Raw genomic sequence first — 15,931 nt, 5'->3', positions numbered from 1 at the left:
GAAAAGCACCCGTCAGCGCAGGAGAACAGCTTTCAGCCTAAGGCATCCTTGCGAAAAGTACGATCCGGTGCCACCGGATATTCCCCGTCAAAGCAGGCCAGACAAAAATTCTTTTTCGTCATCCCGGTTGCCTTGACAAGCCCTTCCAGGCTCAGGTAGTGCAGAGAGTCCAGCCCGAGATATTGCGCAATCTCGTCTATTTTTTTCTGATTGGCAATCAACTGGTTAACGTCTGGAAAATCGATGCCATAGTAGCAGGCATGTCGGGTTGGCGGACAACTGACCACCATATGGACTTCTTTGGCGCCGGCCTCGCGCAGGGCCCTTACCCGGCTTTTTCCTGTTGTCCCCCGAATAATTGAATCCTCGACGATGATAACTCTTTTATCTTTAAGAAAAGAGCGAACCGGATTGAGTTTTACCTTCACATTGAAGTCCCGCATCGACTGGGTCGGCTGAATAAAGGTCCTCCCGACATAATGGTTGCGGATGACTCCCATCTCCAGCGGGATACCCGATGCCTGGGAATAGCCGATAGCCGCGTAATTGCCCGAATCGGGAAAAGGCATGACGAAATCGGCATCGATTTTTGCCTCCCTGGCCAGAATTTCACCCATCCGTTTTCTCGCCTGGTAGACGCTGATCCCAAAAATTTCCGAGTCTGGCCTGGCGAAATAAACCTGTTCAAAAATACAGAAATGGGTGTCCTGCTTCGGCCAGGGAAAGATCGACCTGATGCCGCTCTCCTGAAAAATGACAATTTCCCCCGGTTCAATCTCCCGGACAAATTCGGCCTCGATAAGATCAAGGGCGCAGGTCTCGGAGGCGACCACCCAGCCGCCAGCGCGGCCACAGCCGCCGTTTTTTAATTTGCCGAGACACAGTGGTCGAAACCCGTCAGGATCGCGCACCGCGATCATGGTCTTCTCGGTTATGAGCAGCAGCGAGTAGGCTCCTTGCAGCGAGGTGAAGGTGTTTTTCAGCGCAGTTTCAAGGCCCAGATGGGTGGAACGGGCCATAAGGTGCAGGACCACTTCGCTGTCCATGGTGGTCTGAAAAATCGACCCCTGTTCTTCCATGGCATTGCGCAGGGCAATGGAATTAACGAGATTGCCATTGTGGGCAACCGCCAGCGTTGTTCCCTTGTGGGAAACCATCAGCGGTTGCGCGTTGGTGATATTTGAGGCCCCGGTGGTAGAATATCGAACATGGCCAATGGATAAATGTCCTTTTAATCCCTGGAGGATCTCCTCGGTAAAAATTTCCGGAACGAGGCCCATGTTTTTGTGCATGGCCACCTTGGTCCCGTCAGACGTGACAATACCGGCGCTTTCCTGCCCTCGGTGCTGTAAGGCATAGAGGCCGAAATAGGTAAGTTTGGCTGAGTCTTGATGGTTAAAAACACCACAGACTCCGCACTCGTGGGTGGGACGTCCGTCTGACAATTTTCCGGCTTGTTGTTGTAACATCAGGAGTTGGTCCTAGGTTGTTTTTTTCGATGCAGAGATGACATTGTGAAAATCCTGAATATCAGGCCTGTTACAATGCCATCAAAAACCGCGAAAGGCACAAAGTGACAACCTCTGTGCCTTTCTTCCGGTAACCCAAACAATGAAACCTATAATAAGTATTGCCGAAATTCAATAAGAAACAAAGCCGACAGGCATAAAATATTTCGAGTCCCTTTGCCGGACGATCGTTCGAGTGGACAGGCTGTATGTGCTCAAGATACTGGGAATTTGACTAATTAGTGGCAATCTTTCAATTTAACCCCGCCCAAAGGCTTTGCGGGACTCTTGGCAGTACCCCAGGGGGATAAGTTCCTTAACGAAAGAATGTTCTTGTAGAAAGCACAAGAGGTTTAATAATTGGTCACTAATCCCGCCTAAAAGCATTGCGGGACTCTGTTTAGTCCTCGCTTGACGGGGATAAGTTCCTTAACGAAAGAATGTACTTGTAGAAAGCACAAGAACATTCTTTCTAAGTCACTAAAAAGGAGTTGTGGCCACGGCGTGGAGAATTTCCGTCAGGCGGACCAGGTCGTTGAGATCAAGCTGCTCCTCAAGGGTATGTACCTTATCCATGCCAGTGGCGATGATAGCCGTCGGCAGGCCATAACCGCAGAAGATATTGGCGTCGCTGCCACCTCCGGCGACGATGTATTGCAGGTTTTTCCCGGCCATTGCCGATGCCTTGCGTATCCTCTTGATTACCGGGGTGTCGTCGGCAAGAGACAGTGCCGGATAATCACCAATGATGTCGAAAGTGACGAGCGGGCGCTTATCGCCAGTGGCTGGACCACCCTGCCAGCGCGCCACGGTTTGTTCAAAGGTGTCATAAATTTCTTTGGTGTAGCGATGCAGCTTGTCGGTGGAATGGCTGCGGACTTCGCCCCGTAAGACGATCCGTTCCGGGACGATATTGGTCGCCACCCCGCCTTGGATGACCCCGAAATTTCGGGTTGATTCTTCGTCTAGCCGGCCCATGCGCAGACTGCTTAAGGCTTCAGCCGCCAGAGTGAGAGCGTTTATCCCCGCGTCCGGGCAGAGGCCTGCGTGCGCTGCCAACCCTTTAATTTCCACTTTGATCTTGTTGGCCGCCGGGGCTCCGACAATGACGTGATCTATGCCGGATGAATCCAGCGCGTAGCCATAGGTGGTCAAAAGCCGGTCGTATTCAAGATGTTTGGCGCCAAGCAGGCCGATTTCCTCACAGGTGGTGACAATAATTTCCAGCATCGGATGCGGGGTGTTGTGTTCTTTCAGCAGGGTAAGCAGCTCGAGAATGGCGGCAATCCCACTCTTGTCGTCACCGCCAAGTATTGTGTCTCCTTTGCTGCTGAAGACATCACCGGTGCGCACCACCTTGACGCCATCGGCGGGCTCAACCGTATCCATATGACAGGATAAGAAAAACCCCTGCTGTTCCGGTAAGCTGCCGTTAAAACGGACGATGAGGTTGCCGGACTCCGAGCCGGTTTTGACAGCTGAATTATCTTCGAAAACCTCATCGGCTCCCAGCGCAGCAAATTTATCTTTCAGATAGGCAGCGATGGCTCCTTCTTTTCTGAAAGGACTGCTTATTTCACATAATTCTGCAAAGGTAGCGGCCAGCCGCTCCCGGTTTATGGCAATGGTCATGATAGAGCCTCTATGGTATCTTCGTTGTTAGACTGAGCTTTGGAGGGATTGAAGAAGAACGACGGCATGACAGCTGATACCCTCGTTTCTTCCGGTGAAACCCATTTTTTCCGTGGTAGTTGCTTTAATGTTGAGAGCACCGGGAGCGATTTTGCAGGTGCGGGCAAGCAGTTCTCTCATCTGGTCAATGTAGGGTGCAAGGCGAGGCGCCTGGCAGACGACCGTGATGTCGGCATTGGCAAGGTTGTATCCGTGCTCCTCGGCCAGCGCGACGATATGTTCGAGCAGAGTAATCGAATAAATGCCGGCAAACCTTGGATCGGAATCAGGAAAATGTCTGCCGATATCACCTAAGCCAAGGGCGCCAAGGAGGGCGTCGCACAGGGCATGGGTGAGCACGTCGGCATCGGAATGTCCAGCCAGGCCATGACTGTGGGGGACGGTTATGCCGCCCAGTACAAGTTTTCTGTCTTGAGTAAAACGATGGGCATCATAGCCATGACCGATACGCATTTTGGGCAGCAGATCCTGGTGCATTATTTTTTCAGCCAGGAGAAGGTCCTCCGGCCGGGTGATTTTAATGTTGGTTTCAGCACCATCAACGAGAGTTACCGGAATTGCCGCTTTTTCCAGAAGGGACGCTTCGTCGGTGACATCGGCATCGCCGTTCTGGCGATAGGCTTTTTCCAGCAGTTCCCTGCGGACCGCCTGGGGGGTCTGTGCCTGCCAGAGGGATGTCCGGTCGATGGTGGCGGTAATCCTGCCGGTGTCGTCACCTCTTTTAATCGTGTCTTTTACCGGCACTGCGGCAATGCAGGCGCCATGCCGGATGGCGGCAAGATAACATCTGTCGATGATTTCCCTGGTGACAAGTGGCCTGGCGCCATCATGGACCAGGACGATTGCGATATCGTTATCGAGTGTTTCAAGACCGGCCCGGACGGAATCCTGGCGCCGGCGTCCACCCGCTATTATTGTCAGGTTGCTGCTGTTGAGCTGGTGGCGGGTAAATAATGTATTGGTCTGTTCAATGAAGTCGGCGGGAACAACGACCACGATACGGTTGATACTGCCATGATTGAAAAAGGCACGGACGGTATGGACGAGAATCGGTACACCTGCCAGCAGGTGATACTGTTTCGGATGGTCAAGGTGCATCCTGGTGCCGAATCCGGCGGCGGGAATTATGGCTGCAGCTGAGTGTGTCATTTAAAAAAGGAGCGGGCTATAAGCCGAATTCTGTACCCGGTGAAGGGCCATGATCATTTCACTGGGATGTTGATCGCTCAACACCTCTTGCAACCTACCCGGAGATCTCGGACGGGCCGCCCTCAAACATCTCCCTATTTGGTCTTGCTCTGGGTGGGGTTTGCCGTGCCTCCCATGTCACCATGGAAGCGGTGAGCTCTTGCCTCGCCGTTTCACCCTTACCTGATGGATCCAGGCGGTTTGTTTTCTGTGGCACTTTCCCCCGGTCGCCCGGCGTTCGCGTTACGAACCACCCTGCCCTGTAGAGTTCGGACTTTCCTCTCCGGTCGTAAGACCGGAGCGATCATGCACCCGCTCCGTTTGCTAATGTAGTGGGAAACGCGTAAAAGTCAAAGCGAAAACGTACGGTTAGTTTTCTTCTTTGGCCGGCGGCAGATAATAATTCAAGCGCTGGCATGTTGGGCAATCGTAGATTTCGTCGCCTTTGAGCAGCATATTATAGCGTTGCGGCGGCAGTGCCATAAAACATCCCTGGCAGACACCATCGACCACATTAATAACCGCAAGCCCATTGCGATGCTGCCGCAGGGTGTCGTATTTGCGCAGGAGCGATTTCTTTATCTTGCCGGCCTGGTCAATGCGAATCTGATCTTTTTTCTTTTTGCCCTTGTTGATCGCCTCGATGTTGGCCCGAACTTTATTCGTCTCTTCGGTAACCAGTTTCTTCTCGCCTTTCAGCAGGTTTTTTTCCTCTTCCATCTGCGCCGAATGTTTTTCGATCGACTCCATGATGGTCATGATCTTTTCTTCGTTTTCCTTGGCGCTTTTCTTGGCGTCTTCGATTTCTTTCAGCAGGGCTGTCTGCTCACGACCGGTCTGCACCTGCATCATTTTCGACTGGCGCTCTCTGACATGATCCATCTTGTCGGCCATCTCACCTTCAAGGGTTTTGCTTTCCTTTTGCAGAGCGCTGATTATTTCCTGCAATTCGTTAATGAAAGCCTCTCTTTTCGCCAGGGCGGACATGCGTTCGTCGAGTCCGCTCTGTTCAGACTTGATGGCATTGTCGATTTGATCGATTTCCAGATCAATAGCCTGAAGTGAAACAAGTTGGGTTAAGATATCGTTCAAGATGATTCTCCTATGGAATGTGTTTCTCTGGTATTTATTGAGGGTTGTATGTTTTATCCAGCAAAACGAAAGGGGGATGTTCGTCTTGCGTTTGTAGAATTCTGATGTTCCAGTTCTTTTGTTCCCCGGCTTCCTGCAGTTTTTTAACCAGGAGGGCGACCGCGGGCTTTTCTGTTGCGTAGTGGGTGCCGTCGATAATACAGAAATTGTTTTCCACGGCCCACAAAGCTGTACTGTGTTTTATTTCGGCCGAGAGATAGACGTCTGCACCGCGCTGAAAGGCCAGGGGGGCCAAATCTGAACCGCTTCCGCCGCAGATGGCAACCGTGGTGATCTTTGCCGGCAGTGTTCCGGCCATCTGCACGCTTGGCAGATTCAGTACGCGCAGCATCCGCGCCACAAAATCAACTGCAGCGAGCGGGGAAGAATACGAGCCGATGCGTCCCAGTCCTGTGCCCGATGCATTGTCGCCCGGTGAACAGACAAGAGGGGAAAGGTTGATAAGACCAAGCTGGAGGGCAAGATAGTCGCTGACTCCCTCACGGGCGCTGTCGAAATTGGTATGGCAGCCGATGAGGGCAATCTGACCGGCAAGGGCCTTTTGCAGCAGTCTGCCCCCGGGTTCGGCGGTATTGATGTTCGGCAATGGTTTGAAGATAACCGGATGATGGGTGATTATGGTGTTCGCACCCAGGGCTATCGCTTCCTCCACCAACCTGTTGGTCGGGTCAAGTCCGGCAAGAACAGCCGTTACTTCCTGGTCCGGATCGCCGACCAGGAGTCCTACGTTGTCCCATGCCTCAGCCAGGCTGAAGGGGGCCTCTTGATTCAGGCTTTCGACAATGTCCTTTACTTGTACCGGCATAGCGATTTTTTTTCGTGCATCTAGTCCAGATAGATGGGAAATAAAACAAAAAAGGTACACCCCACCGGGGATGTACCTTTTTGTCTTTCCGCCCGTTCAGGCCTTGTTTGCCCGAACCGAGATGTATATATCAGGGGTTTTGTACTCTTCCCCTTTTGTGTAATGTGTAATGTTAAATTATTCAAGGAACCGTTGTTTCTGCGCAAAAGCTGCTGTATTAGTGCTGCTGTAAAAATTGGTGGGCGCAGTAGGATTCGAACCTACGACCGATCGGTTATGAGCCGATGGCTCTACCAACTGAGCTATGCGCCCCTCTCGTTTTTTGTTGAGAGATAAAACAACATATTAAAAATGACATCGCGGATAAAGTCAATCAAAAAAGCAAAAACGGTAAGAAAATCTTTTCAAGACTGGCAGGATGCAGGCAGATGCATCTCTGGTTGCGAAATAATACAAGATAACTATCCTACTAAAACACAATTTTAAAATATATTGATCGTTAGGATGCTTTTTTAAAACCCGGTGAATCGCCTTGATGTATACCAATCTTCTCTTGTTTCTGGTCGCAATTTTTCTTTTTAGTATCGACCGCGTCCCTTCCGCGCCACTTCTGCCTGGCTGGCAGGCGCTGCTCCTCTTTCTGGCGCTGCTGGTCGGCTATGCCCGGCTTGCCGGCAGGCTGTTCGGCAGATCACGGGCCAGTCGGTCAGCGGGATATTTTCAGACGGAAAAGCAGCTGTCGATTCTCGCGCTGGTCTTTTTTGGCATGAGCCTCTATTTATGCGACGCAAAATACTATCTGTCCCTGCTCTCTTTTGGCGACACGACACCCGCCCTGGTCAATCTGGCAGGGCTCCTGCTTTTTGTCATCTTCCTGGCCATTATGTGGCGGGCCGGAAAAAGCAAATATGAGCTGATCTTCGGCAGAAAACAAAGCACTCCGGCATTCATTCTGTCCAATATCAAAGCCAATTTGCCTATTGTCCTGCCCTGGGCTATGCTGTCTTTGCTCTACGATATCGTTGCCTTCCTGCCCTTTCCCGGGTTGCAGAAAGTTATCGCCTCGGAGTGGGGTGACTTGCTGCTTTTTGGCTTTTTCCTCTTTTTTGTGCTGATTTTTTTTCCACCGCTGGTACGCAGGCTTTGGGGATGCCGAAAATTGCCCGAAGGGGCATTGAAGAAACATCTGGATGCGTTTTGTGCCAGGCAGAATTTCAGTGCCGATTATTATCTCTGGCCTCTTTTTGAAGGACAGATGTTGACCGCCGCGGTGATGGGCATCGTCCCCGGTCTTCGCTATATTCTGCTTACCCCGGCCCTTATTCAAACCATGTCCATCGGCGAGATCGAGGCCATCATGGCCCATGAGATCGGTCATGTGAAAAAGTTTCATCTGGTGCTGTATGTCTTTCTGATAACGGGCTTCAGCCTGTTGGTCGGGATGCTTGCCGAGCCGTTTATCTATATGTTTCTCTCCCTGCATTCTTTAAATACCTTGATTACCTGGAGTGGTATTTCGGCGGAAACGGCCCTGACTCTGGTGGGTTCGGTGCCGCTGCTTATTTTTATGCTGGTTTATTTCCGGTTTATTTTCGGCTATTTCATCCGTAATTTCGAAAGGCAGGCCGATCTCTTCAGTTTTGCGACGATGGGCAACGGTCAGCCACTGGTTTCGGCCTTTGAAAAGATATCGGCTCTCAGCGGTAATATCCGTGACCAGCCGAACTGGCATCATTTCGGCATTGGCGAACGTATTGACTGTCTCGAACATGCCGAAAGAGACCCGGAACTGGTCAGGCGACATGACCGCAAGATCCGCTACAGTCTGATCGCGTATGTGGCAATACTGCTGCTTACCCTCGGTTTGGTTCACCAGATCCCCACGGAAATGCTGGCCCAGCGTTATCAGGAAAATTTCGCCGAGTCGGTCCTGCAGCAGAAGATAAAACAAGAACCGGACCGGGCTCTCTGGCAGCGGCTTATCGGCGATCTGATGCTGACCCGAAAGATGGAAGAAAAAGCACTGGCCGCCTACGAAAAAGCGTACAGTCTTGATCCGGCCAACCCGGAGATCATGAACAATTTTGCCTGGCTGCTGTTGACCAGCGAGAACCTCAAACTCAGGGATCCTGCGAAGGCCCTGACTCTCGCCAGGGCGGCTGCGACCCTTCAGCCGAAAGGGCATGTACTCGATACGCTGGCTACCGCCTATTGGGCAAATGGCCTGATCGATGCGGCAGTAAGTACCGAAAAAGAAGCGGCGGCTCTGGACCCATCCCAACGGAGATTTTACCTGGCGCGGATCATCAGGTTTACCAGCCAGACGTATGAGGAATCGATGGCTGCACTCGAAGCGGCGCAAAAGTCAGCCCAGGCGGAGTTGAAGTAGGCTATGCCGTTATTGGGTGCACATGAATCGGTCGCGGGCGGCCTGCATCTGGCGTTTGCCCGCATCGAAAGTGTCGGCGGTGAAGCACTGCAGATATTTACCCGCAACCAGCGACAGTGGCATCCGGCCGAATTGACAGCTGAAGAGATTGCACTCTTTCGCAAAGCTCATGAGAAAAGCCGGGGAATGCCAGTCGCTGCGCATGCCTCCTATCTGATTAATCTCGCTACCGATAAAGACGGTTTATTGGAAAAATCCGTGCACGGTCTGCTCTCGGAGCTGAACCGCTGTGCCCAGCTTGGTGTGCCGTATGTGGTGCTGCATCCCGGCTCCCATGGCGGTGACGGGGTTGATGCCGGGCTTGAGCGATTTACCACAGGGCTGGATAGAGTATTGAAGCAAAGCAGCGGGAAGGTCAAGGTCCTGGTCGAAACTACCGCCGGACAGGGCACCGGGCTTGGCAGCAGTTTTGCGGAACTGGCATATATCCTGGATAATTCAAAATACCCCGATTTACTGGCGGTCTGCGTTGATACGTGTCATATCTTTGCTGCAGGGTACGAGCTGCGGACCGTGGATGGGTACCGGGCGACAATTGCCGAGCTGGAGAGTGCAGTCGGTCTGGACAAGATACTCTTTTTTCACCTCAATGATTCGAAGAAAGAGCTGGGCAGCAGGGTCGACCGGCATGAACATATCGGCCAAGGGGCCATCGGGCTCGACGGGTTCAAGAATCTGCTGAACGACAGACGTTTTGCCCGCCTGCCGATGACCCTTGAAACGCCTAAAAGCGACAGCCTGGAAGAGGATCGTCAAAACCTGCAGGTTCTCCGTTCGCTTCTGCGAAAGACTCCGCACTAATTTTCGCTATCTTCTTGCAAAATAATGATCCACGGGGGAGAATAGATGCAAACTCCGTTCTTTCTCTGCAAAGGTAAGTCAAGGTATGTCATTGAAATTTTTACATAGCGATGCCCTTCTCGGCGTCCTCGTCAAGCTGAAGGTGCTCACCCCTAAACAGTGCCAGATTGTCACGCTGGAAAAAGGCAAAATGCGTCAGAAGCTGCTGCGCCAGGCTGGCAAAGAAGGGGAGATCGATAAAGAATATCCGGATATGGTCGATATCACCGTGGGCTTCAACTTCAAGCTGCAGGGAGGCGACGGACGAGTCATCGATGAAGAAGTGATCATGCGTGCTGTCGCCAAAGAAAAGAATCTGCCTTTTAAAAAGCTTGATCCGCTTGATCTCGATATGGAGGTTGCCACCAAGACCATTCCCCGCAATTTTGCCATTCGGCAGCTCCTTCTTCCGTTTAAAATGGAAAATGGAGTGGTTGAAACGGCCATCTATCATCCCGACTGTCAGGCGGCGCTGGCGGATATCGAACAGGCCAATCAGATCAGGATAAAACCGTATCTGGCGACAAAATCAGATATCAAACGGATAATAGGTGATTTTTTCGGCTTTCAGAAATCGATCAGTGCGGCGGAAGATCAGTACGGGGTCATTCCGGGAGGAGCTGGTTCCATCGATATCGGCAATCTTGAGAGGTATGTGAAGATTTCTTCTGCGAAAGAGATTACCTCCTCTGATCAGCATATCAAGACAGCGGTCAACCATATCTTTCATTACGCCCTTGAACAGCGGGCCAGCGATATCCATATTGAGCCAAAGCGCAATGTGTCGATGATCCGCTTCAGGATCGATGGGTCGTTGCATACCATCTACAATCTGCCGAAGGCGGTCCATGCGGCTATCGTTGCGCGCATTAAATTTTTGTCCCGCCTTGATATTGCCGAAAAAAGACGGCCCCAGGACGGCAGGATTAAAATCGGCGAAAAGAGCGGCAGGGATGTGGAGATAAGGGTCTCGACCATTCCGGTTGCCTTTGGCGAAAAGGCGGTCCTGCGTATCCTCGATTCCGACTTGATGTTTCAGCAGATCGACAGCCTCGGTTTTTCTAAAAGAGATATGGAGGTGTATAATTCTTTCATTGCCTCGCCCCACGGGATCATCCTGGTAACGGGTCCGACCGGAAGCGGTAAATCGACAACGCTCTATTCGACCCTCAAAGAGATCGCCACGCCGGAAAAAAATATTGTCACCATCGAAGATCCGGTGGAGATGGTGCATGAAGAGTTTAACCAGATCGCCGTCCAGCCGCTGATTGACGTGACTTTTACCACAATCCTGCGCAGCATTCTGCGCCAGGACCCCGATATCATCATGATCGGGGAGATTCGTGACCGCGAGACCGCCGCCCATGCGGTGCAGGCGGCAATGACCGGTCATCTCGTCTTTTCGACCTTGCATACCAATGATGCGGTTTCGTCTATTGCCCGATTGAGAGACCTCGGGCTGCCGCCATTCATGATCGCCACGTCCCTGCTTGGATGCATGGCCCAGCGATTGGTGAAAACTATCTGTCCTGGCTGCTCAGAGGAGTTCGAGATGAAAAGTGAAGAGCTTCTGAAAATGGGCTTTCCGGTGGCGGAATCGGGCAGTCTTGTGCTGAAACGCGGGAAGGGCTGTCGGGATTGTCGTGGCACTGGATTTAAGGGTAGATGCGGGATTTTCGAAATATTTCCCATGTCTTCCAAGGTGAAAAAGATGGTTGCCGATGATGTGCACACCCTGGAAATACGGCAGGTTGCAATACGTGAAGGAATGACTACATTACGCGAGGACGCGTGGGACAAGGTACGGCGCGGTATCACGACCTATCAAGAAGCCCTGCGGGTGACTGCCTCGTAAATGCGAGGCATAATTATAAGAATAAGAGAAAAAAAGAGATAACAGCTGATGGCCATAAAGATTGTCGCCAAGAATAAGAAAGCCTTTCACGACTACCATATCGATGCAACCTATGAGGCCGGAATGGTCCTGTCGGGACCGGAAGTCAAATCTCTCCGGGCCGGCAAGGCGAACCTGCGGGATGGCTATGTGAAGATTGATTCCCGTGGTGAGGTAATGTTGTATAACGTACATATTTCGATGTACTCCTTTGCCACCCAGAATCCAAACGAGCCGCTTCGAGTACGAAAATTACTGCTCCATCATCGCGAAATTAAGAAACTTATCGGTAAGCTCAACGAAAAAGGTCTTGCCTTGATACCACTGAAGATATACTTTATAGAGAACGGCAAGGCGAAGATTGAACTCGGCCTTGCCCGTGGTAAACGAGAATATGATAAGCGGGCCACCCTCAAAGAACAGCAGAGTAAACGCGAGATTCAGCGAGAGATGCGCCATGATAAAGTATAACCAGCAACTTGAATCTAGATAAAAAAGGGGGCGAAACGGATTCGACGGGGATGTGTAAGCTCATTGTTGCATGCCGAGCTTCTATTTGCTCGTAAAACCAGTAGAACATAAATATAATCGCAGACGATTATAACTACGCAGTAGCAGCTTAATACCTGTCATACTGCCGTTCCACCAGCCTTCGCCCGTAAGGCTGGACTTGGGGCGTCGACTCAACGGGCTGGTCACCTGAAGGTTGCCTGTCTTTCAGAGGACGAGATCTCACAGACTAGTTCCAGGAAATCTATGTTCCGACAGAGTTCCCGGCACGAAAATTAAAGCACGGAACTAAGCATGTAGATACGAGAGGGGAGCATTTTCGGACGCGGGTTCGACTCCCGCCGCCTCCACCAACTTATTGAAATCATTGAAGAAGTCGAATTCTTCATGCACGAAAGCCTATCTTTATCCACTTGCGTTATCCACAAGGTAACCAACGAGAGGAATCAAAGATGGGCTTTTCTGTTTCTAACCCTACCTATTTGTACCAGAGTCCTTCTGGCTACATCTTCAGATTACGTATTCCAAATGACTTGAGGGCCATTGTCAGCAAGTGTGAGTTCAGGTATTCTCTCCGTACTGGAATACTGAGAGTGGCGAAGCATCGAGCACGTTGTATCGCATCATATATTCATAAACTATTTTTAAAGGTTCGCAGCAGCATGTCAGAGTTTTCTACAGAGCGTATTGAACAATTGGTTCGAGAGTACATCAGGCAGACACTCGAAGATGACGAGAAGTGTAGAGCATTAGGTAATCACACCATGGATGAACTCTATGTCACTGGTGGCTCAAGCATGGGCCAGAAGGAAGCAGAGTCTCTTGATATCTCAGTCAAACGATGGTTAGCGCAGCAGGATCATTCCTTCTTACATCCAGTGGCAAACAGACTGCTGACCAAGCATGGCATTGAAGTTGCTCCAGATAGTGAAGAGTATAAGACCTTAAGCAGAGAGCTGATGGTAGCCTTCCAGTCTATACTGCAGGTCAGAATTAAGCGTTCACAGGGTGATTACTCTGTGCCTGACGATGAGCTGATACCTTTATTAAAACAACGAGCACAGGGCATTTCTGAGAGTGCTGAGGCGAAAACAGAAGTAATCCCGGCAGTGAAGTTTTCTGAAGTACAAGAGAGCTACCAGAGTGAGGTCGAAAAGGCTGGCAATTGGACTGAGAAGACCAAAGCTGAGAACCTATCGATATTCGCTTTGTTTGTCCGGGTGATGGGGGACCTTGCTATCGATAAAATTGATCGGAAACTGATGGCTGAATACAAGACAATTCTCATGAAATTGCCTCCTAATCTCAATAAGAGTCCTCTTTACAAAGACATGAGCATTGAGGATATCATTGCTGCAAAACCTCCCAAGACACTCACCGTAAATACTTTGAACAAATACATCAGAAGGTTGAGTGGCCTATTCAATTACGCTGTCAGAAACGGTTACATGACCACCAACCCTGCTGAAGGAACCCAGATAAAGAGCCAGAAGCGAGTTGACCAAGAGCGAAATGATTACTCCAAGGAAGACCTTGAGAAGCTGTTTGGATCAAAAGAGTATCGTGAGGGTAATCATAGACAATCTTATGGTTTCTGGACGCCTCTCATTGCCCTCTACACTGGTTGTCGCTTGGAAGAAATATGTCAGCTACACCTTGAGGATATCAGGCAGGAAGATGGTGTCTGGGTGTTTGACATCAATGATAAGAACGAGAAGCGGCTCAAGAATATGTCCAGTGAGAGACTGGTGCCAATTCACCCGCAATTAATGGACCTTGGTTTGATCGATTATGCAAAATTCCTACAGGGAAAAGGTGAGGCACGGTTGTTTCCTGAGTTGCAGCAGCGTCGTGATGGATATGGACAGACTGTCAGCAAATGGTTTGGGCGGTATAAAGAACGATTAGGCTTTGGCAAAGGACAGACCTTCCATTCGTTCAGGCATACATTCATAACTCACCTCAAGCATAAGCAAGTCGATCCCTTCATGATCCATGAGCTTGACGGCCACACAGTTGATAGTGAAACCATGGGTCGGTATGGCAAGAAGTTTACCCCTGAGATTCTGCTGAAGGAGGCAATCCAGAAGCTCGACTACGGGATTGATTTTAGTGACCTGAAGTGGATTTCTGGTTGATCAAGGTCGCTGTGTCCCGCTTTATGGTGGCTTAGTAGTAATTGTTGCCTAGCATTGTTTTTCTTTACATTTGTTCCCATTGGGCATAATGCTCATTGATAAATAACAAAAAGGTAGGGAATATGAAGCACGTACAGAGAAAAGAAATAGACGGACTTTTTCAATATCATGGAGTTGTGACGAAAAATGGTGAACGAATATCTTCAACGGTATTTTCTGATTGGTTCGTGTCTGACAGTGAAGCTGAAAAGGGTTTCGCTGAGATAATGTCAGAGCAAGGCTATAGAGTGGTCAGCGTTAAAATCGGAGAAATCACAGAAGTCGAAATAGCATAACTCCAACAGGCAAACCCCATGGCCACTAAAGAAATTTTATACCTCGAAGTGATACAAGAGTTGAGATGAAAATCTTATAGGTCCTGATTTTTTTGGTGATGACCCAATGTTAAAGAAAATCATATCAGGTGGACAGACTGGAGCTGACATTGCTGGTTTAGACGCTGCGATTAGGCATGGAGTCCCGCACGGTGGATCTATACCGAAAGGGAGACTTACTGAGGACGGTGCGCTTCCCGAAAGGTATGACCTGCAAGAGATGGACACCAAGTCCTACCCAAAGCGCACTGAAAAGAATGTGGTCGATTCTGATAAGCCTATGATTCATTGGACATGGGGAAAGTTACTATGGGTGAGGCTGTTGGTTTACTGAAGGCTTTTATCCGAGAGAATGGCATTGAGGTCTTGAATGTTGCTGGGAGCAGGGGAAGCAAGGTCCCAGAAATTTACTATAAGACGCTTCAGGTAGTAGCTGGAAGTATCAGCAGCTAGATATTATGAATATTCGGCCTGTCCAGCTTATTCTGAAGGCATAGCGGTTAATCGTTGTTGTTCTGGAAACATCTCGGATATAACCCATAAAAAAAGGCAGAGCCAAATGAATGACCCTGCCTTTGAATTCCGGATTAAAGGATATGTTATTTCTTCTTTCTTCTGAGCCTCACGCCAACTAGACCAGCTAAACCTGTACCCACAAGAAGCATGGAGGCCGGTTCAGGGACAGGGGTTACTACAGTCGTATTTACAAATGAATCACTATAATCGCCAGGATCGATTGATGTCACATGCATTCCAATCCTTAAATCTCCAGAAGCCAATGCGGCGCTTATTCCAGCCAATATTGAAGTATCGGGGATTACAGTGTAGACCAAACCTAATATATCAGTGCTTGTATCTATGCCTCTTGATGGATTTCCCACGGAATCAACTGAAAGAATTGTAGTGGCTTGAAAAGATGGTGAAAGGGTGGCCCATTCAGGTAAGTTGGCTGGGTTTGCTCCTAAAGTAAAATATGTACTTCCACCCAAGCTGTTTATTATTTGGGGTGATGCAAAGTACGGATTATCAGTTTCTGGGTTTGCTGGATAACCAGATGATGTCCAAGCGTCGTCAAGATAAATTTCAGAAATACTTGAATTGATACCGACAACATTTGTGAATGCAAATAATACTTGATCATCATTAATAGTCTGCTGATAGAGTGCAAGCGCAGAAGACTTGTCTGCTATAGTGAGATGTAACTGATCCTCTAAATTCAGCAATTGAGGAGCATTATCCGATACTCTAACAAAATTAACCTCTATAATATCGGCACTGGCTATCCCTGTGTTGACTAAAAAAAACAATCCGATAAACAATAATCTTGATAATATTCCTTTCATACCCCCCCCCTATGTATTGTTAGCTCCAAACATTAAGC

Annotated in this window: 14 protein-coding genes, 1 tRNA gene, 2 other RNA genes and 1 pseudogene; 10 read left to right on the top strand and 8 right to left on the bottom strand. The window is 49.7% G+C overall.

Annotated features, from left to right (window positions below; genetic code table 11):
- Positions 1 to 32: 32 nt before the first annotated feature.
- The 7 genes from purF to FCL47_RS10055 all read right to left on the bottom strand — a co-directional run bounded on the left by purF (position 33) and on the right by FCL47_RS10055 (position 6,657).
- Positions 33 to 1,469, bottom strand: a complete 1,437-nt coding sequence (gene purF, locus FCL47_RS10085; RefSeq protein ID WP_136813381.1) for an amidophosphoribosyltransferase — start codon at positions 1,467 to 1,469, stop codon at positions 33 to 35.
- 519 nt (positions 1,470 to 1,988) lie between these two features.
- The gene (locus FCL47_RS10080; RefSeq protein ID WP_136813380.1) at positions 1,989 to 3,140 is read right to left on the bottom strand and encodes a M20/M25/M40 family metallo-hydrolase; all 1,152 of its coding nucleotides are present in this window, start codon (positions 3,138 to 3,140) and stop codon (positions 1,989 to 1,991) included.
- Positions 3,141 to 3,167: 27 nt separating this feature from the next.
- Positions 3,168 to 4,349, bottom strand: coding sequence for a 2-C-methyl-D-erythritol 4-phosphate cytidylyltransferase (gene ispD, locus FCL47_RS10075; RefSeq protein ID WP_136813379.1), 1,182 nt, complete (start codon positions 4,347 to 4,349; stop codon positions 3,168 to 3,170).
- Between the two features lie 3 nt (positions 4,350 to 4,352).
- Positions 4,353 to 4,708: RNase P RNA component class A (gene rnpB / locus FCL47_RS10070), an RNA gene on the bottom strand.
- A gap of 49 nt (positions 4,709 to 4,757) precedes the next feature.
- Positions 4,758 to 5,480 (bottom strand): zinc ribbon domain-containing protein, encoded by a 723-nt coding sequence (locus tag FCL47_RS10065; protein ID WP_136813378.1) that lies wholly within the window; start codon positions 5,478 to 5,480, stop codon positions 4,758 to 4,760.
- Positions 5,481 to 5,514: 34 nt separating this feature from the next.
- Positions 5,515 to 6,345, bottom strand: a complete 831-nt coding sequence (locus FCL47_RS10060; protein ID WP_136813377.1) for a Nif3-like dinuclear metal center hexameric protein — start codon at positions 6,343 to 6,345, stop codon at positions 5,515 to 5,517.
- 236 nt (positions 6,346 to 6,581) lie between these two features.
- Positions 6,582 to 6,657: transfer RNA gene (locus FCL47_RS10055), tRNA-Ile, on the bottom strand.
- Between the two features lie 223 nt (positions 6,658 to 6,880).
- Between FCL47_RS10055 and FCL47_RS10050 the strand changes: the two genes are divergently transcribed.
- From FCL47_RS10050 to FCL47_RS25620, 10 genes and pseudogenes are all read left to right on the top strand, one after another.
- Positions 6,881 to 8,734: a M48 family metallopeptidase gene (locus tag FCL47_RS10050; protein ID WP_240744201.1), complete on the top strand. Its 1,854-nt coding sequence runs from the start codon at positions 6,881 to 6,883 to the stop codon at positions 8,732 to 8,734.
- Positions 8,735 to 8,737: 3 nt separating this feature from the next.
- The gene (locus FCL47_RS10045; protein ID WP_136813375.1) at positions 8,738 to 9,595 is read left to right on the top strand and encodes a deoxyribonuclease IV; all 858 of its coding nucleotides are present in this window, start codon (positions 8,738 to 8,740) and stop codon (positions 9,593 to 9,595) included.
- A gap of 85 nt (positions 9,596 to 9,680) precedes the next feature.
- On the top strand, positions 9,681 to 11,489 hold the full coding sequence (locus FCL47_RS10040; RefSeq protein ID WP_240744200.1) for a GspE/PulE family protein: 1,809 nt from the start codon (positions 9,681 to 9,683) through the stop codon (positions 11,487 to 11,489).
- A 48-nt stretch (positions 11,490 to 11,537) separates the two neighbouring features.
- Entirely contained in the window at positions 11,538 to 11,999 is a 462-nt protein-coding gene (gene smpB, locus FCL47_RS10035; RefSeq protein ID WP_136813374.1) for an SsrA-binding protein SmpB, read from the top strand.
- Between the two features lie 26 nt (positions 12,000 to 12,025).
- Positions 12,026 to 12,391: a transfer-messenger RNA gene (gene ssrA, locus FCL47_RS10030) on the top strand.
- A 99-nt stretch (positions 12,392 to 12,490) separates the two neighbouring features.
- Positions 12,491 to 12,682 (top strand): annotated as a pseudogene (locus tag FCL47_RS25630) (DUF6538 domain-containing protein); the annotation flags it as partial.
- Between the two features lie 120 nt (positions 12,683 to 12,802).
- Complete coding sequence (locus tag FCL47_RS10025) at positions 12,803 to 14,176, top strand: site-specific integrase (protein ID WP_167496448.1); 1,374 nt, start codon at positions 12,803 to 12,805, stop codon at positions 14,174 to 14,176.
- Positions 14,177 to 14,298: 122 nt separating this feature from the next.
- Entirely contained in the window at positions 14,299 to 14,511 is a 213-nt protein-coding gene (locus FCL47_RS10020; protein WP_136813372.1) for a hypothetical protein, read from the top strand.
- 106 nt (positions 14,512 to 14,617) lie between these two features.
- Positions 14,618 to 14,884: a YpsA SLOG family protein gene (locus FCL47_RS25625; RefSeq protein WP_136813371.1), complete on the top strand. Its 267-nt coding sequence runs from the start codon at positions 14,618 to 14,620 to the stop codon at positions 14,882 to 14,884.
- Complete coding sequence (locus FCL47_RS25620) at positions 14,845 to 15,003, top strand: YpsA SLOG family protein (RefSeq protein ID WP_136813370.1); 159 nt, start codon at positions 14,845 to 14,847, stop codon at positions 15,001 to 15,003. The genes FCL47_RS25625 and FCL47_RS25620 overlap by 40 nt, the downstream gene beginning before the upstream one ends.
- Positions 15,004 to 15,149: 146 nt before the next feature.
- Here the strand turns inward: FCL47_RS25620 and FCL47_RS10005 are convergent, their stop codons facing one another.
- Entirely contained in the window at positions 15,150 to 15,893 is a 744-nt protein-coding gene (locus FCL47_RS10005; protein WP_136813369.1) for a PEP-CTERM sorting domain-containing protein, read from the bottom strand.
- Positions 15,894 to 15,931 lie beyond the last annotated feature (38 nt).

The sequence above is a fragment of the Desulfopila sp. IMCC35006 genome, from assembly GCF_005116645.1.
Lineage (GTDB): Bacteria > Desulfobacterota > Desulfobulbia > Desulfobulbales > Desulfocapsaceae > Desulforhopalus_A.
This window is presented reverse-complemented; position numbering and strand designations above follow the sequence as displayed.